At 64.5% G+C, this 23,841-nt stretch carries 10 protein-coding genes; 2 read left to right on the top strand and 8 right to left on the bottom strand.

Annotated elements, in window-relative coordinates; genetic code table 11:
* Nucleotide 1: 1 nt before the first annotated feature.
* From ACRXBZ_RS38355 to ACRXBZ_RS38325, 7 genes are all read right to left on the bottom strand, one after another.
* Complete coding sequence (locus tag ACRXBZ_RS38355; RefSeq protein ID WP_433884100.1) at nucleotides 2-2,749, bottom strand: amino acid adenylation domain-containing protein; 2,748 nt, start codon at nucleotides 2,747-2,749, stop codon at nucleotides 2-4.
* On the bottom strand, nucleotides 2,685-3,479 hold the full coding sequence (locus ACRXBZ_RS38350) for a condensation domain-containing protein (RefSeq protein ID WP_433883258.1): 795 nt from the start codon (nucleotides 3,477-3,479) through the stop codon (nucleotides 2,685-2,687). Before ACRXBZ_RS38350 ends, ACRXBZ_RS38355 begins: the two co-directional genes overlap by 65 nt.
* Before the next feature lie 28 nt (nucleotides 3,480-3,507).
* Nucleotides 3,508-16,188 (bottom strand): amino acid adenylation domain-containing protein, encoded by a 12,681-nt coding sequence (locus ACRXBZ_RS38345; protein ID WP_433883257.1) that lies wholly within the window; start codon nucleotides 16,186-16,188, stop codon nucleotides 3,508-3,510.
* 292 nt (nucleotides 16,189-16,480) lie between these two features.
* A complete protein-coding gene (locus ACRXBZ_RS38340; RefSeq protein WP_433883256.1) occupies nucleotides 16,481-17,197 on the bottom strand; it encodes a response regulator transcription factor in 717 nt (238 codons plus the stop codon).
* A 98-nt stretch (nucleotides 17,198-17,295) separates the two neighbouring features.
* Complete coding sequence (locus ACRXBZ_RS38335) at nucleotides 17,296-18,000, bottom strand: tryptophan 2,3-dioxygenase family protein (protein ID WP_433884099.1); 705 nt, start codon at nucleotides 17,998-18,000, stop codon at nucleotides 17,296-17,298.
* A gap of 8 nt (nucleotides 18,001-18,008) precedes the next feature.
* Nucleotides 18,009-19,241 (bottom strand): pyridoxal phosphate-dependent aminotransferase, encoded by a 1,233-nt coding sequence (locus tag ACRXBZ_RS38330; protein ID WP_433883255.1) that lies wholly within the window; start codon nucleotides 19,239-19,241, stop codon nucleotides 18,009-18,011.
* A gap of 37 nt (nucleotides 19,242-19,278) precedes the next feature.
* Nucleotides 19,279-20,046 (bottom strand): SDR family NAD(P)-dependent oxidoreductase, encoded by a 768-nt coding sequence (locus tag ACRXBZ_RS38325; protein WP_433883254.1) that lies wholly within the window; start codon nucleotides 20,044-20,046, stop codon nucleotides 19,279-19,281.
* Nucleotides 20,047-20,387: 341 nt separating this feature from the next.
* Between ACRXBZ_RS38325 and ACRXBZ_RS38320 the strand changes: the two genes are divergently transcribed.
* Nucleotides 20,388-21,620, top strand: coding sequence for an erythromycin esterase family protein (locus ACRXBZ_RS38320; RefSeq protein WP_433883253.1), 1,233 nt, complete (start codon nucleotides 20,388-20,390; stop codon nucleotides 21,618-21,620).
* 191 nt (nucleotides 21,621-21,811) lie between these two features.
* On the opposite strand, the gene ACRXBZ_RS38315 is transcribed toward ACRXBZ_RS38320, so the two are convergent.
* Nucleotides 21,812-22,840 (bottom strand): phage portal protein, encoded by a 1,029-nt coding sequence (locus ACRXBZ_RS38315; RefSeq protein ID WP_433883252.1) that lies wholly within the window; start codon nucleotides 22,838-22,840, stop codon nucleotides 21,812-21,814.
* A gap of 255 nt (nucleotides 22,841-23,095) precedes the next feature.
* Between ACRXBZ_RS38315 and ACRXBZ_RS38310 the strand changes: the two genes are divergently transcribed.
* On the top strand, nucleotides 23,096-23,311 hold the full coding sequence (locus tag ACRXBZ_RS38310; protein WP_433883251.1) for a hypothetical protein: 216 nt from the start codon (nucleotides 23,096-23,098) through the stop codon (nucleotides 23,309-23,311).
* The last annotated feature ends 530 nt before the right edge of the window (nucleotides 23,312-23,841 follow it).

Below are 23,841 nucleotides of genomic sequence, written 5' to 3'. Positions count from 1 at the left end.
ATCAACTCCCTTTCTTCTCGGCTTCCTTGAGCTTCGTAGCCAGCGCCGAACCGATAAGCGCCAGCGGAGCTGGCTGGGTCATCCGGCCGTGGGTGCAGTCGACCGGATTCGTTTCGACCGACCCGGCGACGTGGTGGGACCACGCGTCGGAATCGGGCATTCCCGCTGGCCGGTCCACCGTCGCCGGAAACAGAAGCAAGTCCCCGTCGAACACCGACGGCGTGAAGTCGACCGCGAGTCTGGTGTTGTTGGCGAGGACGTCGATGATGGCTTGGATGTGGTGTTCCTCGAGGTTGGCGAACGCATCGCCGGTCGCGGCGAGAGCCCCCTTGGCACGAGCGATGGTGACCGGTCCGCCGCGGAGCGACTCCACATCGCAGCCGAGCAGGTCGAGCAGGCCGAGGAGCATGTCCTGGTCCTGATCCGCGGGGAGGTCCGAGGTCTTGGGCCAGTGCGGGTAGGCGTCCATTATCGCGAGAACCGCCACCTGCTCCCCGAGCCGCCGGAGTTCCACGGCCATGGCGTGCGCGACCAGTCCACCGAACGACCAGCCGAGCATGTGGTACGGGCCAGCGGGCTGCACGCGGCGGATCTGCGCCACATAGTCGGCCGCCATCTCCTCGACCGACCCCGGTAATGGTTCGGGGCCGGACAGCCCGCGCGCCTGCACGCCGTAGACCGGGCACTCCGGGTCGAGGTGACGCAGGAGCCCGGCGAAGGACCAGCTGATCCCACCACCCGGGTGGACGCAGAACAGCGGCATTCCACGCCCGGCAGGCCGCAGCGGCAAGATCACGTCGAACTCGCTGCCGAGGCGGTCGGCGTCCACCGCGGCCGCCAGCCCGGAAGGGCTCGACGCCTGGAACAACGTCTGCAACCCCACGTCGACCCCGAGCGCACTGCGGATCCTGTCGATGAGCCTCATCGCCGACATCGAGTGCCCACCGAGGTCGAAGAAGTCGCTGTCAGCCCCTACCCGCTCCAGATCGAGGACCTCGGCGAAAAGCTCGGTGAGCACCTGCTCCCGCGGAGTCTTGGGAGCGAGGCCACTCGCCGCGGAGTCAAGGTCCAGCGCCGGCAACGCAGCCCGGTCGAGCTTCCCGTTGGGGCTCAACGGGAATTCCTCGAGCACCACGAAAGCGGCCGGCACCATGTGCCGGGGCAACCTCGACCGCGCGAAGGTCCGCAGTTCGCTGGCCTCGCAGTCGGCGTTCGCGACTACGTAGGCGACCAGCCGGGCGTCCCCGGGCCCGTCCTCTCGCTGGACCACGGCGGCCTGCGCCACCGCCGGGAACTCCGTCAGCACGTTCTCGATCTCTCCCGGCTCGACGCGCAGACCGCGCACGCTGAGCTGGTGATCGACACGGCTGACGAACTCGAGATCGCCATCCGGCCGACGGCGGACCAGGTCTCCCGTCCGGTACATCCGGGCACCCGGCGGACCGAACGGGCAGGCGACGTAGCGCTCCGCAGACAGAGCAGGCTGGTTCAGGTACCCGCGACCGACTCCCGCACCCGCGATGTACAGCTGACCCACCACACCCACCGGCACCAGCTGCAGCTGGGCGTCCAGCACGTGCAGCCGGGTGCCGACGACCGGGCCACCGATCGGCGGCAGGGCATCGGTCCCCGGGGCCAAGGGCAAACTGATCGTCGCGCAGATGGTTGCCTCGGTCGGCCCGTACACGTTGATGAGCCGTCGACCATCCGACCAGCGGTCGACTAACTCCGCCGATGGAGACTCGCCCACGACGATCGCCGTCAGGTCAGGCGGCAAATCGTCCTCATCGGACATCGAATCCAGGACCAGCGGCGCCAACGTCACGTGGGTCACTCGCCGGTCCCTGATGACCGAAGCGAGCCGCTTGCCCGGTAGCAGCTCCTCCGCCGATGCGACCACCAGCGTTCCCCCGGACAGCAGCGCCATGCAGACCTCCCAGAGCGAGCCGTCGAAGCTGGGCGAGGCGAACTGGAGCACCTGGCTGTTCCCGTCCACTCCCAGCCGGTCCAGCTGGGACACCACCAGGCTGGCGAGCCCTGCGTGCGGCGTGACGACGGCCTTGGGCCGACCAGTGGAACCGGAAGTGTGGATCACGTAGGCGGGGTGCTGCGGGAGGAGCGGAGCGACGCGGTCCGCATCAGTCGGTTCGGTGCTCGGGAACCCTGCCAGAACGACGACCGTGTCCGGATCGTCGAGCACCATTCCAGGGATCCCTGTTGGCAGACCCGCACCAGCCTCAGCGGTGGTGAGCAGCAGCGCGGGCCGGGCATCGGCGAGCATGAACTCGATCCGCGCCCGTGGGTATTCGAGGTCCACCGGCATGTAGGCCGCCCCCGCCTTTACCACTGCGAGGATCGCGACCACCAGGTCGAGGGACCTCGGCAGCGCCAGAGCCACGATGTCCTCGGGACCGATGCCCCGGTTGATCAGCATGTGCGCGAGCCGGTCGGCTTGGGCATGCAGCTCGCAGTACGTCACGCTGGAGTCGCCGTGCACGACAGCGACCTCGTGCGGCGTGGCGTCCCGCTGGACATGCAGCAGTGCGGGAAGCGTGCTCGGAGCAACGGGGGCGTCGGTATCGTCGGCCAACAACCGACGACGCTCGTCATCTCCGAGCAGGTTGGCGTGGCCGATCGGTGCTCCGGGATCGGCGACCACCGCCTCCAGCAGGCGCATCCACCGCTCAACGAACGTCCCGACGGTCCCGGCGTCGAACAGGTCGGTCGCATACTCGACGAAACCGTGCAGGCCGTCCGGTTCCTCCCAGAGACTGACGCTCAGGTCGAACTTGGCGGCCCCGGTCGACGTCTAAGTAGTCACCACGGTGGCTTTGGACCGGCGGCCGCCGCCGGTCCGCGGGCAGATCGATCGCGTCCGGCAAACCGGCCAACTGCCGCAACCAGTACTCACGCTGCCGTGCGAGCACACTTGACCCGTCGTCACCTTCACCGAGCAACTCGCGCTGCCAAAGCGTGTAGTCCGCATACTGCACCGGCAACGGTGCCCAAGCCGGCGCGACACCCACGCACCGCGCCGCATACGCCTGTCCCATATCCCGTGCCAACAAGCCCAAGGACCAGCCATCCACGGCGATGTGGTGCAGCAACAGCAATAGGACGTACTCCTCCGCGTCCGTCTGAAAAAGCCAGGCGCGGATGGGGATTTCACGAGCGAGGTCAAACGGTTGTCCGGCTGCCTCGCGCAGCTCGTCCACCAGCCGTTCGGCCTCAACCTTCCTGTGCTGCCAGGGAACCTGCTTGTTCTCGACTATCAGTTGACGGGGTTCGTCCTGGTCACCGGCGATGCGGGTGCGCAGCGACTCGTGCCGGGCGAGAACGTCGTCGAGCGCCCGTCGCAGTGCCGCCACGTCGAGCTTGCCGTTCAGCCGGAGTGCGTACGGGACGTTGTAGGTCGCCGACCTGCCCTCCATCCGGTGCAGGAACCATAGGCGCTGTTGTGCAAAGGACAGCGGAATCACCGTTGTCACCTCTCTCTGATCGGCGTCGTCAGGCCATGTCCTCTGGCGCGCGCCTGCGTCGGGTCAGCTTGGGTCGTTCCTCGACACCGTGGCCAAGACGACGCGCGACACCGGCCACGGTCGGCGTCTCGAACAGCGCCCGGATGGACAGTTCCCGCCCGAGCACCACGCGCACGCGGCTCACCAGTCGCGTCGCCAGCAGGGAATGCCCGCCCAACTCGAAGAAGCCGTCGTCGACCGAGACCGTTTCCAGGCCCAGCACCTCGGCGAACAACCGGCACAGCGCTTCCTCATCCGGAGTGCGCGGCAGCCTGCCCCGCCCGGCCCCGTAGTCGGGTACGGGCAGGCGTGACCGGTCCAGCTTTCCGTTCGGGGTCAGCGGGAACCGCTCCAACACCACCAGCGCCGAGGGGATCATGTACTCCGGCAGGTGACCGCGCACGTGGTTCAGCACCTCGTCCGGCACCAGATCCGCACCTGCAGCTGGCACGACGTAACCGACCAGCCTCGTGTCACCCGGTTGAACCTCGCGCGCATCTACGACCGCCTGAGCCACAGCCGGGTGCGCCGTGAGTGCGGTCTCGACCTCGCCCAGCTCAATCCGGAATCCGCGGACCTTCACCTGGTTGTCCGCTCGGCCGATGAACTCCAGGCTGCCATCCCGCGACCACCGCACCAGGTCTCCGGTGCGGTACATGCGGACGCCCGCCGGACCGTGCGGGTCTGCAACGAAGCGCTCGGCGGTCTGCACAGGCCTGGACAGGTAGCCGCGCGCCAGCGCGTCCCCGCCGATGTAAAGCTCCCCTGCGACACCCACGGGAACAGGTTCGAGTCCGGGACCGAGTACGTAGACGCGAGCGTTCGCGATGGGCCGGCCGATTGGAGGTGTCGGGTGGGAATCGCCGTCCAGGATTCCCGCCGTTGACCACACGGTCGTCTCGGTCGGCCCGTAGAAGTTGGTGACCTCCGCGCCCAGGGATCGCATCCTGCCGGCCAGGTCGGCCGGCAATGGCTCACCGCCAACCAGCATGTGCAGTCCGCGCAAGCTCTCCGAAGCGGTCGTGATCAACGCCCGCCACAGCGACGGTGTGGCCTGCAGGTGCGTGATCCCGGCCTCGACCACCAGCCGGGCCAATGCAGGTGTGTCCGTGACCGTCTTCCTCGGCACCATCACCATGGTGGCGCCGCTGAGGACGGCCAGGTACAGCTCTGGGACGGCCATGTCGAACGCGATCGTGGTCACCGCGGGCAGCCGGTCGCCTGGACCGAGTGAAACGTGCTCACGCATCGCTGACACGAAGCTGCTGAGAGCCGCCCCGGTGATCACGACGCCCTTGGGAGTTCCGGTGGAACCGGATGTGTACACCACATAAACCGGATGCTCCGGCAACACCGCAACACCCAGATCACCATCATCGGCAGCATCCACCCACGCAGCAGTGCCGGGATCATCCAACACCAAACGAGGAACAGAACCCCCGACATCAACACCCGACGTCGTCACGACCAACCCAGGACCAGCATCCTCCAACATGAACGCGATCCGCGCCGCCGGATAACCCGGATCCAACGGCAAATACGCACCACCAGCCTTCAACACCGCCAAAACCGCGACAACCAAATCCACCGAACGAGGCAACGCCAACGCCACCACACACTCAGGCCCCACACCCCACTCGACCAACACCCGCGCCAACCGATTCGCACGAGCATTCAACTCCCCATACGTCACCTCCACGCCCTCACACACCACAGCGACCGCATCCGGACGCTCCCGAACCTGCCCCTCGAACCGCGCCGTCACAGGCACCGACGACATCGCCCTGGCCTCACCACCGAGAAGACCAAGACGCTCATCCGCAGTCAGAATGTCAACCCGACCCACCGGCAAATCCGGATCCGCAGCAACAGCCTCCAACAAACGAACCCACCGCGCGAAAAGGACCTCGACCGTCTCCGGATCGAACAGATCAGTCGCGAACTCCACGTAGCCCTCGAGCCCTTCCGGCTCGCCACTGGGACCGTGCCGCTCGACGAGGATGACGGTGAGGTCGAACTTCGCGGCGCTGCTCGGGGTGGGGACCGGCTCGACGTTCAGCCCAGGAAGCTTCAGATCAGTCGCTGGCGTGTTCTGCAGGGCCAGCATCACCTGGAACAGCGGGTGGTAGGCCAGCGACCGAGTTGGCTCGAGAACCTCCACGATGTGCTCGAAGGGCACGTCCTGGTTGGCGTAAGCGTTGAGCACCGTCTCCCGCACCCGGGCGAGCAGCTCGGCGAACGTCGGGTTGCCGGAAACGTCGGTGCGCAGCACCAGGTTGTTGACGAAGAAGCCGATCAGGTCGTCCAATGCCTGGTCGGTGCGGCCCGCGATGGGAGAACCGATGGGAATGTCGTTGCCCGCACCGAGCTGGGACAGCAGGGAAGCCAGGCCTGCCTGCAGGACCATGAACAGGCTCGCACCGGCGTCGCGGGCAAGCCCGAGTAGCTTCTCGTGCAGCTCGGCGTCGAGCCGCAAGTCCACCTGATCACCGAGGTAGCTGGCGGCTGCCGGCCGCGGCCGGTCAACGGGCAGCCGCAGCTGTTCCGGCAGCCCAGCCAGGGTGCGGGACCAGTAGGACATCTGCTTGTGGAGCAAGTCGCCCGAGTTCGACCGGTCTCCGAGGAGTTCGCGCTGCCAGAGGGTGTAGTCGGCGTACTGCACCTGGAGCGGCGTCCAGTCCGGCTGTTCCCCTCGAAGCCGCGCAGTGTAGGCGAACGCCAGGTCCTTCGCGAGAGGGCTCAGGGACCAGCCGTCCGCGGCGATGTGGTGAACCACGATCAACAGCACCTGCTCGTCCGGTGCGACCTCGAACACCCATGCCCGGAAGGGGATCTCAGCGGACAGGTCGAACTCATACCGGCACGCAGCACCCAACCGCGCGGGCAGTTCTGCCTCAGCGACCACTGCCTCGACCAATTCGACATCGACGTCGTAGAGCACGCGCTGGCTGGCCACACCGTCCACTTCGGAGAAGACCGTGCGCAAACTCTCGTGGCGGGCAACGACATCCTGCAGCGCTGCCTGCAACGCCTCGCGGTCGAGCTTCCCGTTCAGGCCCAAGCCGAGCGGAATGTTGTACGTGGCCGACAGACCTTCCAACTGGTGCAGGAACCACAACCGCTGCTGGGCGAAGGACAACGGCACCTCGTCGGGCCGCGGTCGGGGTTCGAGCGCCGAACGGGCCACTCCCCCGTCGGCCAGCACTGCGGCAAGCCCGGCCACCGTTGGAGAGTCGAACAATGACCGCAGCTCCAGCTCGACGCCCAGCGCCGCGCGGATCCTGGCGATCAACCGGGTCGCCAACAGTGAATGCCCGCCGAGGTCGAAGAAGTTGTCATCCACACCCACCTGCGGCAGGTTCAGCACCTGCGCGAACAGTTCCGCAAGCACCTGTTCCTGCGGACCTTGCGGGCTTCGGCTGATCACGACCGGACCCATCCCCGGGGCAGGCAAGGCGGCGCGATCGAGCTTTCCATTTCCCGTCAGCGGGAGCTCGTCGAGTTCCACGATCGCGGAAGGCACCATGTACTCGGGAAGTCGATCGCGCAGGTAGTCGCGCAGGACCTTGACGAGTTCGCCGCGATCGCGGGTCGCAGTCGGATTGTTCGTGAGCTCCGCCAGCGGCCGGGGCCTGGCCGAGGCGGAGTAGGTGCCCGACGGAGCTGTGATCACGCCGTCCACGAAGAGGAAGTCGAGAGCCTCCGCCGCAGATGCCGACCACGTAGCGCCCACCCAGTAGCCGTGTTGGCGACCGAGTTCGAAGAACTCCTCCGGGTCGATCGTGTCCTCGCCGACCGCGCCGGCAAGCGCGAGGTCCTCGGCGATTCGGTGGTTGCCGACGCCCGTGACACGCAGCTGGGCGGGGCGCCGCTCGTCAAGCTGCACACCGAGCTCGGCGAGGCCGCCGGTGTGCCGAGTCCAGTCGAGCACGTCGGCGTGGTCGAGCTCCAAGACGGTCGCCGGGGCCTTGCGAACCACGACGTCGTACCGGTATCGGGTGAGCTCGTTGTGGTGCGTACCCCTCTTGATCTGGATGTCCACGCCCGCGATATCCGGCAGGAGTTCGGGTAGTCCGGCGAAGAAGTCCGGATCAATGAGCAACTCCTTGTCCGTGATCATGGTCTGTTCGATCGCGCGGCGCAGCGTCGCCTCGTCGGTCGACGAACCGGCTCGACGGGTCTGGACGGCCGTGGCCATGACGCGCTGGAGCCGCAGGTTGCGGATGTCACCAAGGAACATCGAGCCGCCGGGGGCAAGCAAGCCCGTCAGGCCGGTGAGAACCTCGACGAGATACTCCGTCGTCGGGAAGTACTGCACGATCGAATTCAGCACGATCGTGTCGAACGACCCGGCGGGCAGACCGATGAAGTCATGCGCAGGCTGGTTGCGAAGCACGATGTGCTCGGCGATATCGGGGTGCTGCCGGATCTGGTCGGTCAGGGCGTCGATCACGGCGCTGGACAGGTCCGTCGCCCAGTAGCTGTCGCAGTGCGGTGCGATCTGGGACAGAAGCAAACCGGTGCCAACGCCGATCTCCAGGGCGCGCCGAGGACGCAGTGAGAGAATGCGGTCGACCGTGGCGTCACGCCATTCCCGCATGTGCTCGAGGGGGATCGGCGTGCCGTCGTAAGTGCTTGTCCAGCCGGCGAAGTCCTGGCCGAACTGCTCCCGGCCAGCCCCTGCGTACAGCGAGTCGTAAATTTCCTCCCACTCGCCGACCTGGTCGTACTCGGCGAGTTCGTCGCGTTCAGAGATGGGGCTCCGCTGCTTGACGATGTATGCGGTGAGGCGTGCGTCGTCGGTTCGGTCTTGGCGGACGATCACGGCGGCCTGGCCGACTTCCGGGTGGGTGGCGAGGACGGACTGGATCTCTCCCAGTTCGATCCGGAATCCGCGGACCTTGACCTGTTCGTCGGCTCGCCCGACGTACTCCAGCTCACCGTCCCGCGACGGACGAGCCAGATCACCCGTGCGATACATCCGAGCCCCCGCAGGGCCATAAGGATCAGCGACGAACCGCTGCGCAGTCAGACCAAACCGCCCCAAATATCCACGCGCAACACCCTCACCACCGACATAAATCTCCCCCACAACACCCGCCGGAACAGGCTGCAACCCCTCATCAAGCACATACACCCGAAGATCCGGAATACCCCGACCAATAGCACTGTCGACCTCACCACCACCCAATTCACGATACGTAACATGAACCGTGGTCTCGGTAATCCCATACATATTGACCAACACCGGACCATCCGGATGACGCTCACACCACCCCGCCAAACGCGCCGGCTCCAGCGCCTCACCACCGAAAACCACAACCCGCAACGACAAACCCCCGACACGGCCACCATCCTCGAACTCCGCCTGCGCCAACTGATAAAACGCCGACGGAGTTTGATTCAGAACCGTCACCCCCTCACCCGCCAACAACTCCAAAAACCGACCAGGAGAACGACTCACCTCAAAAGGAACCACAACCAAACGCCCACCATGCAACAACGCCCCCCACAATTCCCACACCGAGAAATCAAACGCAAAAGAATGGAACAACGTCCACACATCACCCGCACCGAACCCAAACCACTCCCGCGTCGAATCAAACAAACGCACCACATTCCGATGCGAAACAACAACGCCCTTGGGAGTTCCGGTGGAACCGGATGTGTACACCACATAAACCGGATGCTCCGGCAACACCGCAACACCCAGATCACCATCATCGGCAGCATCCACCCACGCAGCAGTGCCGGGATCATCCAACACCAAACGAGGAACAGAACCCCCGACATCAACACCCGACGTCGTCACGACCAACCCAGGACCAGCATCCTCCAACATGAACGCGATCCGCGCCGCCGGATAACCCGGATCCAACGGCAAATACGCACCACCAGCCTTCAACACCGCCAAAACCGCGACAACCAAATCCACCGAACGAGGCAACGCCAACGCCACCACACACTCAGGCCCCACACCCCACTCGACCAACACCCGCGCCAACCGATTCGCACGAGCATTCAACTCCCCATACGTCACCTCCACGCCCTCACACACCACAGCGACCGCATCCGGACGCTCCCGAACCTGCCCCTCGAACCGCGCCGTCACAGGCACCGACGACATCGCCCTGGCCTCACCACCGAGAAGACCAAGACGCTCATCCGCAGTCAGAATGTCAACCCGACCCACCGGCAAATCCGGATCCGCAGCAACAGCCTCCAACAAACGAACCCACCGCGCGAAAAGGACCTCGACCGTCTCCGGATCGAACAGATCAGTCGCGAACTCCACGACCCCACCCAACCCAGCAGGCGCACCGTTCTCGGCATAACTCTCCGACAGGTTGAACCACAGATCGAACTTCGCCGTCCCCGTCGACACCGGATCGAAAACCGTCTCCACACCCGAAAAACCGAAATCAGCCGTCGGCGCGTTCTGCAACGTGAACATCACCTGAAACAACGGATGATGCGCCAACGACCGCGACGGATTCAACGCCTCTACCAAATACTCAAAAGGAACATCCTGATTCTCATACGCCGCAAGAGCCCTCTCCCGAACCCGACCCAACAACTCCGCAAAAGAAGGACTACCACTCACATCAACACGCAACACCAAAGTGTTGACAAAGAACCCGACCAGATCATCCAACGCCTGATCAGTACGACCCGCAATCGGCGACCCAATCGGAACGTCCGCACCCGCACCCAACCGCGACAACACCGCCGCCAAACCCGCCTGCAACACCATAAAAAGACTCGCACCAAAATCACGAGCCAAACCCAACAACCGCCGATGCAACCCCGCATCCACACGAACGACCACCTGATCACCGCGATACGACGCCACCGCCGGCCGCCGCCGATCCACAGGCAACTCGATCACATCCGGCAAACCCGCCAAAGCATCCACCCAGTAACCCAACTGAGCACTGAACACACTGGACGGATCAGACAACTCCCCAAGAACCTCGTTCTGCCACAAAGTGTAATCCGCATACTGCACCGGAAGCGGCACCCAACCCGGCTCCTCACCCCGACACCGCGCCGCATAAGCACGACCAAGATCCCGCGCCAACGGATCAAGCGACCAACCATCAGCAGCAATGTGATGCACCACAATCAACAACACATGCTCATCCGACCCAACCTCGAACAACCACGCCCGCAACGGAATCTCAACCGACAAATCAAACTCATACCGACACGCCTCCGCCAACCGACCAGGCAAGCCCACCGCATCAACCACGGAATCAACCAACACAACATCGAAATCGACGCCGGCAAGCACACACTGACTCGGCACACCCTCCACCTGCGGATACACAGTCCGCAAACTCTCATGCCGCAACACAACATCCCGCAACGCCAACCGCAAAGCCACCCGATCCAAACACCCAGACAAACGCAAGCCGAGCGGGATGTTGTAGGTGGCCGACAGGCCTTCCAACTGATGCAGGAACCACAGCCGTCGCTGGGCGAACGACAACGGCACCACATCAGGACGTGGCCGGGGTGCAAGCGTCGGCCGAACCACCCCGCCCTCGGCCAGCACCGCGGCCAGCTCGGCCACCGTCGGAGCGTTGAACAACGTCCGCAACTCCAACTCGACACCCAACGCCGCCCGAACCCTGGCGCTCAACCGGGTCGCCAGCAACGAATGTCCACCCAGGTCGAAGAAATTCTCTTCGGCCCCCACCGACGGCAAGCCCAGCACATCCGCGAACAGCTCGGCCAACACCTGCTCCTGCGGGCTTTGCGGGCTCCGGCCACCCCCGACCGAACGGTGTTCTGGAACGGGCAGGGCCGCGCGATCCAGCTTTCCGTTGCCCGTCAGCGGGAGTTCGTCGAGTTCCACGATGGCGGAAGGAACCATGTACTCGGGAAGCCGTTCACGCACATAACCGCGCAGAGAACCAGTGACCGGTCCGGTATTCGCCGCAACGATGTATGCGGTGAGGCGTGCGTCGTCGGTTCGGTCTTGGCGGACGATCACGGCGGCCTGGCCGACTTCCGGGTGGGTGGCGAGGACGGACTGGATCTCTCCCAGTTCGATCCGGAATCCGCGGACCTTGACCTGTTCGTCGGCTCGCCCGACGTACTCCAGCTCACCGTCCCGCGACGGACGAGCCAGATCACCCGTGCGATACATCCGAGCCCCCGCAGGGCCATAAGGATCAGCGACGAACCGCTGCGCAGTCAGACCAAACCGCCCCAAATATCCACGCGCAACACCCTCACCACCGACATAAATCTCCCCCACAACACCCGCCGGAACAGGCTGCAACCCCTCATCAAGCACATACACCCGAAGATCCGGAATACCCCGACCAATAGCACTGTCGACCTCACCACCACCCAATTCACGATACGTAACATGAACCGTGGTCTCGGTAATCCCATACATATTGACCAACACCGGACCATCCGGATGACGCTCACACCACCCCGCCAAACGCGCCGGCTCCAGCGCCTCACCACCGAAAACCACAACCCGCAACGACAAACCCCCGACACGGCCACCATCCTCGAACTCCGCCTGCGCCAACTGATAAAACGCCGACGGAGTTTGATTCAGAACCGTCACCCCCTCACCCGCCAACAACTCCAAAAACCGACCAGGAGAACGACTCACCTCAAAAGGAACCACAACCAAACGCCCACCATGCAACAACGCCCCCCACAATTCCCACACCGAGAAATCAAACGCAAAAGAATGGAACAACGTCCACACATCACCCGCACCGAACCCAAACCACTCCCGCGTCGAATCAAACAAACGCACCACATTCCGATGCGAAACAACAACGCCCTTGGGAGTTCCGGTGGAACCGGATGTGTACACCACATAAACCGGATGCTCCGGCAACACCGCAACACCCAGATCACCATCATCGGCAGCATCCACCCACGCAGCAGTGCCGGGATCATCCAACACCAAACGAGGAACAGAACCCCCGACATCAACACCCGACGTCGTCACGACCAACCCAGGACCAGCATCCTCCAACATGAACGCGATCCGCGCCGCCGGATAACCCGGATCCAACGGCAAATACGCACCACCAGCCTTCAACACCGCCAAAACCGCGACAACCAAATCCACCGAACGAGGCAACGCCAACGCCACCACACACTCAGGCCCCACACCCCACTCGACCAACACCCGCGCCAACCGATTCGCGCGAGCATTCAACTCCCCATACGAGATGTGCAAACCGTCGAAGGTCACTGCGACAGCATTCGGCGTCTCCTGAACCTGCCGCTCAAACAACACAGGCAATGTCGCCAGGCATTCAGCCGGCTCCACGAAATCAGGCAACAACTGCCGCCGCTCGTCAGCACCGAGTATGTCAACCCGACTGACCGGCAGGTCCGGGTCCGCTACCACCGACTCCAGCAAGCGGATATAACGCGCGAAAAGGACCTCGACCGTCTCCGGATCGAACAGATCAGTCGCGAACTCCACGACCCCACCCAACCCAGCAGGCGCACCGTTCTCGGCATAACTCTCCGACAGGTTGAACCACAGATCGAACTTCGCCGTCCCCGTCGACACCGGATCGAAAACCGTCTCCACACCCGAAAAACCGAAATCAGCCGTCGGCGCGTTCTGCAACGTGAAAATCACCTGAAACAACGGATGATGCGCCAACGACCGCGACGGATTCAACGCCTCTACCAAATACTCAAAAGGAACATCCTGATTCTCATACGCCGCAAGAGCCCTCTCCCGAACCCGACCCAACAACTCCGCAAAAGAAGGACTACCACTCACATCAACACGCAACACCAAAGTGTTGACAAAGAACCCGACCAGATCATCCAACGCCTGATCAGTACGACCCGCAATCGGCGACCCAATCGGAACGTCCGCACCCGCACCCAACCGCGACAACACCGCCGCCAAACCCGCCTGCAACACCATAAAAAGACTCGCACCAAAATCACGAGCCAAACCCAACAACCGCCGATGCAACCCCGCATCCACACGAACGACCACCTGATCACCGCGATACGACGCCACCGCCGGCCGCCGCCGATCCACAGGCAACTCGATCACATCCGGCAAACCCGCCAAAGCATCCACCCAGTAACCCAACTGAGCACTGAACACACTGGACGGATCAGACAACTCCCCAAGAACCTCGTTCTGCCACAAAGTGTAATCCGCATACTGCACCGGAAGCGGCACCCAACCCGGCTCCTCACCCCGACACCGCGCCGCATAAGCACGACCAAGATCCCGCGCCAACGGATCAAGCGACCAACCATCAGCAGCAATGTGATGCACCACAATCAACAACACATGCTCATCCGACCCAACCTCGAACAACCACGCCCGCAACGGAATCTCAACCGACAAATCAAACTCATACCGACACGCCTCCGCCAACCGACCAGGCAAGCCCACCGCATCAACCACGGAATCAACCAACACAACATCGAAATCGACGCCGGCAAGCACACACTGACTCGGCACACCCTCCACCTGCGGATACACAGTCCGCAAACTCTCATGCCGCAACACAACATCCCGCAACGCCAACCGCAAAGCCACCCGATCCAAACACCCAGACAAACGCAAAGCGAGCGGGTTATTATGGATGAACGGAACTTCGGCCAGCTGGTGCAGGAACCACTGGCGCCGCTGGGCGAACGACAACGGCACCACATCAGGACGCGGCCGGGCCATCAACACCGGACGAGCCGGACGGGCCTGGTCTAGCACCACGACCAGTTCGGCCACTGTGGACGCCGCGAACAACGTCCGGATGCCCAGTTCCACCCCGAATACGGCCCGTATGCGCGCAATCAAGCGCATCGCGAGCAGCGAGTGGCCTCCGATGGCGAAGAAGTCATCGTCAACGCCGACCCGGTCCACTCGCAGCACCTCGGCGAACAGCTCGCACAACTGCCGCTCCTGATCGGTCTGCGGTTCTCCACCCGCACCCCCCGCCACCGCATCCAAGGTGGCGAACGGTTCCAGCAAGCCGTCGAGGTACGCCTGCCTGCATGCGGCACGGCGGACCTTTCCCGTCGACGTCAGCGGAATGCGCCCCTCCGAAACCAAGAGCACATCTGCGGGTTCGACGCCGTGCTCAGCAACCACGGCGCGGCTCATCGCGGTGACCAGCTGCTCTGAGTCGGGTACCTCCTCGAGGTCCGCCGTGGCGACCAGGACCAGCTGGTCGGTGTCCTCATCTACCACCGGGAACGCCGCAACCGGTCCGTCGGTCAGCCGCGGGTCGGCGGAACGCACGGTCGCCTCGATGTCCTGCGCGACGAGGTTCCGACCCCGGACAATGATCAGCTCGCTGAGCCTGCCGCAGATCACGACCTCACCGTCGTACTCGAAGGCGAGATCACCAGTGCGCATGTAGGGGCCGGTGCCATCTGCGAGGTAACCGCCGAAGGTCTGCTCGGACTCCTCAAAACGACGCCAGTAACCGGACGAGACAACGGGACCCGCTACCCAGAGCTCACCGACGTCGCCGGCCGCACACGGCGTGCGCGTATCCGGATGCACGATGCGGGCGTCGATTCCAGTGCAGGCGGCACCGACGCCGACCAGCGTGGTCGTCCGCGTCCCGTTCCCCAGGCCGCTAGTGCTCACGATGACCTTGCCGCGCTCGAGTTCGGCGGCGTCCAGAGTCAGCAGGAGCGGCTCCGCCGGCCCGCGGTGAGCAGTCACCATCATGGTTTCGGTCGTCCCATAAGAGGGGAAGAACGCCGACCCGCGGAAGCCGTGCGGCCTGTATGCCTCGCTGAACGACTCCAGCACCCCGGGACTGATCCGCTCCGATCCGATGAGGGCGACTTCCCAGCCCGACAGGTCGAACTCGGCCCGGTCAGCGGGATCAATCGTGTCGACGCAGTGCTGGTAGGCGAAGGGCGGAGCCCCGCTGAACACTGGCGCCTGGGCGCGGCTGACTTCCCGCAACCAGACGGCCGGGTCACCGACGACGTGGTCCGGCGCCAGCAGCACCGCCTCGCCGGACATCCTGCTCGCGAAGAGGACCATGACGAGACCCAGCACGTGGTGCACCGGGATCCAGGTGACCACCGATGACCCGCCGGGTAGCCCCACCTCGGTGTCCAGGACGTCCAGCCACGCCAGCAGCGCTCGATGCCGGACCTCGACGCCCTTCGGTCGACCCGTCGACCCCGAGGTGTACAGCAGCAGTGCCAGGTCGTCCGGATCGATCACCGGCAGCTCGCCCGACGGGGGCGTGTCCACCAGTTCGTCAACGCGGAGAAGGCGGACCAGCGGCGTGCCGTCCGGCCAGTGCCTCTCGATTGCCCGGGCCGTCGTCGAGTCGGTGAGGATCGCATCGGCTTCGGCGTCGAGCGCCACGTCGACGAGGCGGTGCACAGCGGCGACGTCGGCGGCGGGCGGTTCGACCGGGACGGCGCACGCCCCCGCGTACAGGGTGCCGGTGAGCGCTGCGAAGAAGTCCACCCCAGGGGGAAGTGCCACCAACACTCGCGTTCCCCGGCGCAGATGCGCGGCGAGCGAGCGGGAACGGACGTCCCACTCGCTCATGGTCATCGTGTGCCGGTCGATCGCCGTGGGGCCGACGAATGTGATAACGGCACGTCCGGAATCGGCAGCGCAGTTGTAGCGCAGCAGATCCACGAGGGTCGTCAACGCGGAATTCGCCATGTGGGCATACCTCAATCAAGCCTCATCCAGGCTGTGGCAGGCCTGGTTGTCGCGGGCAGGCATTTTTATTGCAGGGTCAAACAGTCAGCAAGATTCGCAGGAGCACGAGGGCACGGGCGCGAAGCCGTTGCGATACTCCATCTGAGTGAATCGCTACTCTTTTGAGGAACGGCCGCCACGTGCAGCGAGGTTCAGTCGACGAACCGCCGCGAGATCAGGACCGAGCGAATCGAAAACGCAAAATCGAACGCTTCGGCCGTCGAAGCCCCAGCAAAATCCCCCAGTGGTGTCCTCAGCCGCGCATTGCCTCGGCGTGCTCGGTGATACGGTTATCCCCCACCAGACCGATGCGAACGGCATAGGCCGCCGCTCTGGTCCTGTTCGGACAGTTCAGCTTCGCGAGCAGATCGCTGACCAGGCGCTTCACGCCGTTCACCCCAATGCAGAGCTGGCGTGCGATCTGCTTGTTGCTCAAGCCGTCCGCGATGAGTTGCAGCGTCTGTACCTCGCGCTGGGTGAGTCGCAAGCGTTGGGCCGCGGACAGTTCGCGGAGCTTGGTCACCTCGGACAGCAACGACCTGGCCATGGTGCTCGGCATCGGCATCTGGCCGCGTCTGAGGTGGTTCAGCGCTACAGCGAGCGACTGCGCCGTGATCGTGCTCTCGACCAGGAACCCGTCCACCCAGGCGTCCGTCTCAGGCACGCTGTCGTACGGCTCGGGGCCGTCAAGCAGGAGCAGGACCTTGATCGAGGGGCCGCACACGGCGCGCAGCTCCGTGCCATCGCCGACCAGGGACCGCGGCACAACTAGCACGGTATGGTCGTCGGTCCTCGTTGCAAGCAGGGACAGGACCCTCGACCAGCTATTGTACGAGCAAACTCTGACAACCCCCGAATTCTCAGTCAGCAGCTTCTCGAGCCCCCTCTTTATGACCTCGTTTCGATGCAGGATGACTGCAGATATTGAATTGTCTACTTCTGCACCTTCGCGGGCTTCGACGACTGACATAGCCCCTCCCCCTAATGTGACATGTCGATGCGCACCCATCATAATCACATCACCACCTCTCCATATCCCAAATTCCGATATAGACACTTCTCGGCGCATCAAGGCAGTGTCTGACCAGCGGACTCCCAGACCGTTGCCGAGCGAGCAGCCCACAAGGCAGGAAACGGCAGCTCGATGCGGTTCGATAAGTGATTCAGACCACTTGTTCCGCCGGTTCCGCTTGCGCTGCCAATCGCCCGCCGAACAATCTCGACGTGGTTGACCTGCCACCGGTAGAACGCCTGGGCCAGGTCGGAAAGGACCTCCGCCAGCCGGTAGGGGATACCGGCCGGCGGCCCCCAGCGGTAGAGGTCCGCCACCGACAGCGAGTTCTCCTCGAGCACGGCCTCGAAGAGTTCGTAGACCACGCAGCCGTCCGGCTGCCGCACACCCAGCCGTACGGCGAGCTCACGGAACTGCGGTGACTGAGCGCCGCTGGCGGTGCCGAGCAGGCCGCGGAAGCGGGCGAAGTCTCCCGGCGGCAACCGGGTGAGCACGAACGTCGTCGTGACCACCTGGTCCAGCAGGTGCGCCGCCCGCGCGAGGTGCTCGCAGGCTAGGCCGAGACCGCGGTCGGTCAGCGCACGCACGGCTAGATCAAGGTCGAGCAATACCTGTTTGAGCCACAGCTCGGCCACCTGATGCGTGATGATGAACAGGTGCTCGGCGCCGTGGACGAACTCATCGTCCACGGGTGTGAGCGGGCGAACCGCGTCGTGCAGCGAAGCCAACCGGATGTATTCGTTGTAGTCGAGATCCCCCATGCTCACGGTCACCTCGCCCCGGCGAACGCAGCGGTGCGCCGCGCACCTTCAGCTACCAGTTCGGGAGGCCCGCAGAACGCGAGCCGCAGCAGGTGCTCGGCCCCCGGGTCGGGCTCGATGGCGGAGTCGGGCGCAACCCGCAATGCGAAGCCACTGGCCGGCGCCAACGCGACGCCGTGCTCGCGCAGCAGCCGCGCCGCGAACGTCGTGGCGTCGAGACCGGTCCGGCCGCAGTCAAGCAGTGCGTACCAGCCTCCCCCCGGTAAGCGCTCCAGCAGCCCCGCGTCCAGAAGCGGCAGCAGTGCGGAGTCACGGGTCCGGCGCACGAAGGCGCCGTTCCTCCTGGACTGTTCCCGTTCCTCCAGCGCTGCTATGCCCGCCATCTGCACCGGCAGCGCCGGGCAGACGATGGACGCCTCCTGCACCGTGCGCAGGGTCTGCGCGTGGCGGCTGTTCGGGGCGACGACATAACCCAGTCGGTAACCGGTCATGGCGTAGCTCTTGGAAAAGCTGAAAGCGCTGAACACGACCCGATCACTTGGCGGGACGTCCGACTCCAAGGCTGCGGTCGACACGTGCTCGCCGTCGAACGCGAAGTCCTCATACGCCTCGTCGCTGATCACGGCCCAGTTCCGCTCCCGGGCCAGGGCGACCAGTTCGCCCAGGCGCGCGGTGTCGCAGAGGGCCCCTGCGGGATTCGACGGCGTGTTGACCAGCAGCACAGCGGAGGAATCCACATCCATCGCCGCGATCGCGGCCACGTCGGGACGCATCTGCTCATCCATCGGGTAGAAGCGCGGCACGAATCCGGCAAGCAGGCATTGCTGCAGATGCACGGGCCAATGCACTGCAGGAAGCAGCAGGTGGGCGCCAGGCCGGTGCAGCGCGTTCATCACCGCCAGGAGCCCCTGCGCGGACCCGGGTGTGGCGACCACCAGTTCGACGTCGGTATCGTGACCGTTCTCCGATGTCAGCTTCTCGACCACCGCCTCGCGCAGCTCCAGCACGCCCTCGGCCGTGGTGTAGCTGTCCCGGCCGTCCCGTACGGCCGCCGCCACGGCGCCGGCCACCGCGGATGACGGCCGGAAGGCGGGTTCCCCCACGTGCAGCCGGATAGCTCGGGTGTCGGTTTCTCGTTCCCACTGCTCGACATTCCGGAAAACCTCGTGCACGCACGAGGCTGGAATGTCTGTTACGGGGAAGGGCGTCGACGGGTAGTCGCCGATGTAGGTCCTGGTCATCGTTGGGCCATCCGTCTCAGCAGGTTCCGCCTCCGCATCAAGCACACCGCCCGCCGTCCACCGGCAGCAGCACCCCGGTCATCCACGCCGACGCATCACCAAGCAGCAAGCACACCCAGTGGGCGACTTCCTCGGACCTGCCGAAGCGTGCCAGCGGCGTCGCCTCGGAAAGCCTGGAGCGCAGCTCAGCCGTCTCCACGGCGGAAATCCCGAGGTCGTCGTAGATCGGCGTGTCAACCGGCCCGGGCAGGATCGCGTTCACCCTCACCTCGGGCGCGAGTTCCACGGCCAGTGACCTGGTCAGGTGGTTGATGGCCGCCTTCGTTGCTCCGTAGAACGACCGGCGCGGGGTGGCCAGCGCTCCGCCGACCGAGGTGACGTTGACGATGCTGCCCCGGCGCTCGCGCAGGCTGGGCAGGCAGTGCTGGATGAGCCGCGCAGGGCCGTACACATGGACCCGGAACATGAGGTCGAGGTCCTCCGGCCGGGCCTGCTCGATGGCCTCGAACCGGGCGATGCCCGCGTTGTTCACGAGACCGTCGACAGGCCCGAAGTTCTCGGTGCTCGTCGTCACGATCCGGTCGACTGCAGTGGGATCCGCTATGTCGGCGGGACAGGCCAGTGCGTCCACCTGTCGATCGGCATCGATCAACTCAACGGTCTCAGCGAGGGCGTCTGGCCGCCGCCCGACCAGGGTGACCCTGGCTCCCTCAGTGACCGCCTCGACCGCTGCGGCCTGCCCGATACCGCTCCCGGCCCCGGTTATCAAGATGTGGCGTCCCGCAAGGGAGCCCGAACCCGTCATGACCTTCCAATCCTTGGTAGTCCAGCGCACTGGTCACGGCTGACTTCCTCGCCGCCGTGGCAGACGCTAGGCCCAAACTCCCCGCAGACGAAGATCAGATGGGGTACCCAATCGGATCCCCTAATTAGCGCACCGGGGCAAACCCAAGAAAGTTTCACCACCGCCTGATCTGTTACTGCGATCGGGTGAGCAGCTGGGTTCGATCAGGGGTTACCTCATGGTGAATGGCCGAACCCTACCGCTGCCGAGCGAAACTGGGGCACGTGGCCGTTGAGACCCACAAACGTGTAGAGCCCCAAGCGAGTTTCAGGACGACTAAGCGCCCAGGAAGTCGGTACCCGATGACCACCCTCCAGAAACTTAGCCAGCCGCTTGCCACCAGCAATCCGGAGTGCGTCGACATGTCCGATCTTGATGTGCTGCGGGAGATCATCGGCGATGCTCGAGTGGTCTGCATTGGCGAGAGCGCGCACTACACCTCGGAGTTCTACCGACTTAAGGATCGAATCATGCGGTTCTTGGTGAGCAACCTGGGCTTCACCGTGTTCGCCATGGAGTCGGGGTTCCCCGAGGGACTGGCGGTCGACGAGTGGGTACTGGGCGGGCCAGGCGATCTGGAGACAACGGCCAGACACGGCATCACCTATCGCTTCGGCGAGTGCGCGGAGATTCATGCCCAGCTTCAGTGGATGCGAGAGCGGAATTCCGCTTTCCCATCCCAACGGGTCCGCTTCTGCGGGATGGACTTTCCTGGGGCGTCAACCTCTCCGGGTCCCGCCGTACGGGCATGCCTTGCCCGCATACCTGGCCACCGCGGAGACCACGAGCTGATCGAATTGAGCAATCTCGGGGAACATGCTGAAGCGGCGGCCCGGTACGAGCAACTGCCTGCCCAAGACCGCGGCCGTCTCCATGAAGGAATCGCCGATCTCGTCGACCGTGTCGCCACACACGGCGACGAGGTAGCCATTCGCTGCGTCGCACCGCTACGCGATCTGCTCGCCCAACTCGACCACAGCCTCGCCCCCGCGCGAAACCCTCGAGACGAATTTATGTCGTCCACAGTTCGCTGGTTGCTCGACCACGAACCCCGCATCGTGGTCAGTGCACACAACAAGCACGTTCAACGGATTCCGTCGAAGAGCACCGGGTCACCAGAAATGCCTGTGGAGGCCATCCCGACGATGGGGAGCCTGCTGGCCGACGATATCGGTGCCGACATGGTAGTAATCGGCACTACGTACGGCTCCGGCCACACGCTCCATGCTGCGCCACGGGGCCCCCGCCCTTTCGATTGGGACGTTTCCGTTCGCTTGTTGAATCCGCCGCGGACAACCATCGACGCACTGATGGACGAGGTAGACGCCCCGCTGCACGTCGTCGACCTCCGGCATCTGCCGACGGATCAGCTCAGCGAGGTCGACAGCATGCTCGGGTTCGATCAACCCGTGCACATCGGCGATTTCACACAGGCGTTCGACGCACTCATCCATGTCCGGAAGGTCAGCCTGGTGCCTGGAGCACTTCGACGGCTCCGCGACGACATCGAAGCCGCAGCAATCCACGCGAAATAGAACACAAAAAGCCCCCCGACCTACGCTTTCGCGCTGATCAACGGGCTTTTCGCTCCGTCGGGATAGCGGGATTCGAACCCACGACCCCTTGACCCCCAGTCAAGTCCTAAAAGGACACTCACCTGCGAAAACTGAGAAACCGCAGCACAAACCGGTGCAGCTCACTTCCGCTCAGTGCAGTACAACGCGGTTCAACCCCCTACAACCCTCCCATTTCCCTCCCGCTCCCTCCCGCTCCCTCCCGCTCCACCCATCCAGACACCGACGTCAGGCGAAACTGGCGACACCGCGTCCGGCGGCGCAGCAACCTCCGCTCCCAAGCGTTCTCGAAGCCCTTGATCCGCCGCTCGGGCCCGCTTTACATGCCGGGGCTCGGCGGCCGCGCGGATGCCGCCGGCGCTGGCCGGGTTGTCACTGGAGTAGCCGAGGTTGTGCAGGCTCAGCCGGGATACCGTGGAGACCTGGACCGCCAGCGCCCGCAGCGTGTTGTGGAAGTTGGTCAGGTCGGCTTCGTTGAACTGGCCGACCTCCACGCCGTCGTGCTTCTTGGTCTTGGAGGTGGACCAGATCTTGCCCGCGATGGTCTGCCAGACCGAGACCTTGTTGCCGTCGGTGTCGGTGAAGTCGTCCTCATCGAACCCGAGCGCCCAGCGCCGGGGCATGGCGTGAAACTCCGCCGAGATCATCATGTCCGTGGCGATCTTGCAGGCCGCGTCGGACAGCGGGATCACATCCGCCAACTCGGATGTTCCCAGCGGTGCCCACAGCTGCGGCCGGTTCACGATCGGGACCACCAGGACCTCGCCGAGCCCGTGATCGTCGCGGGAGACCTCGATGTAGCAGCCGCTCCCGCGGGAGACGACGAAGGTCACCGTGCAGTCCGGCAGGTAGAGCTTGATGAAGTGCCGGATCTCGCCGTCAGGCAGGGCGCCTTGCCAGCGCTTGATCGCCGCGATCACCCGGCGGGTCGCCGGGTCCAGCTCCACATGGACCTCAAGCGGCGACTCGATGGTGACCAGCGGGTACTGCGTGTCGGCCGGGCGCGCGTTGGCGCCCACGATCGCGTAGGCCCGCTTCATCACCATCGCGGTGACGTGCGCCTGCTGGTACCCGGCGTTGAGGTCGTTGTACTGCGCCACGTGGTCCAGGTTGAGGTCGAGCTTGGGCTGCCCGCCGAGCCGGAAGCCCTGGAGATCGATCCGCTCGTCCAGCGCGTCCACGACCAGGCGCGGGCCAGTTGATCATACCTGGCCGGACCCGCTCATCCAGCGTGTCCATCAGCTCCGGGTGCATGTACGAAAGCCGCTGCTGCGCCTCGTAGTACTCCAGCAGCATCCGCAGCTCCGGCAACTCCTGGTTGTGCCGCAGGATCGGCCGAGAGAGATCCATTTCGTTCACCCTGGTCAATCCTCTTCGCGCTCATTGCCTTCCTGGCATACGCCGCAGCGTTCACCGCTGGCCTCTGGGTATTGCGGGTGGCGAAGTTTGTCGATTTGGAGGGGTCTGCTCTGCGCTGCCTTGCCGAACAGGCAGAAGAGGACGCCCTCCGGCGGCTGATCGGGCTACGCAGGAAGATCTACGAAGACAACAAGCGGACGGCCGACCGCAAGGCGCGTCTGTGGTGGTGGAGTTCTAGCCTGCTCACCGTGGGCTTACTGTCATCCGTTCTCTGCATCGTGCACACTTCCTGACATGAGCGATAACCAAGCCAAGCCCTCCCCGACGCCCCCCAACTCCACCTCCTATTCCGACGCCACCACCCGCAGAGGCCGATCCGTGGTTCGATCCTGCGCTCGTAGCCACTGAGTACAAGGACGGCCAACCACCCGGCCGCGAAACGCGCTAGCTAGGTGGCTGGTGTTTTTCGGGAAGTGCCAAGCAGCTGCCTCGAACTTCGAGGCTCAGGGTGGGCTGGTTCGGTCGGTGACCGTCTTTCCGGCCGTCTATGGCGATCTCAGCCCTGCCTTGCGATGAAAATGAGGCCGTTCGACACCAGCCACCTACTAGGCACTACCTCACAACCATCCGCCCGGACCTGGCGTGCTTCTGCGCCAGCTCGCGCCAGCGGGTGATCGCCATCGCGCTCGTCGGCACGGCGTCAATGCACTTGCCGACGGCGTTGCGGTCGGGCTTGTCGGGCCGGAGCTGATCCGCATCTCCGGGGGGTGGCGGACCTCCACGGCGTCGAAGCACCACTCGGCCACGGGGTTGGCGTGGTGCG

The organism is Saccharopolyspora hattusasensis (assembly GCF_050972075.1).
In the GTDB taxonomy this organism is placed as follows: Bacteria; Actinomycetota; Actinomycetes; order Mycobacteriales; family Pseudonocardiaceae; genus Saccharopolyspora; species Saccharopolyspora hattusasensis.
Note: the sequence above shows the minus strand (reverse complement) of the source record. Positions and strands in the feature narration are given on the sequence as shown.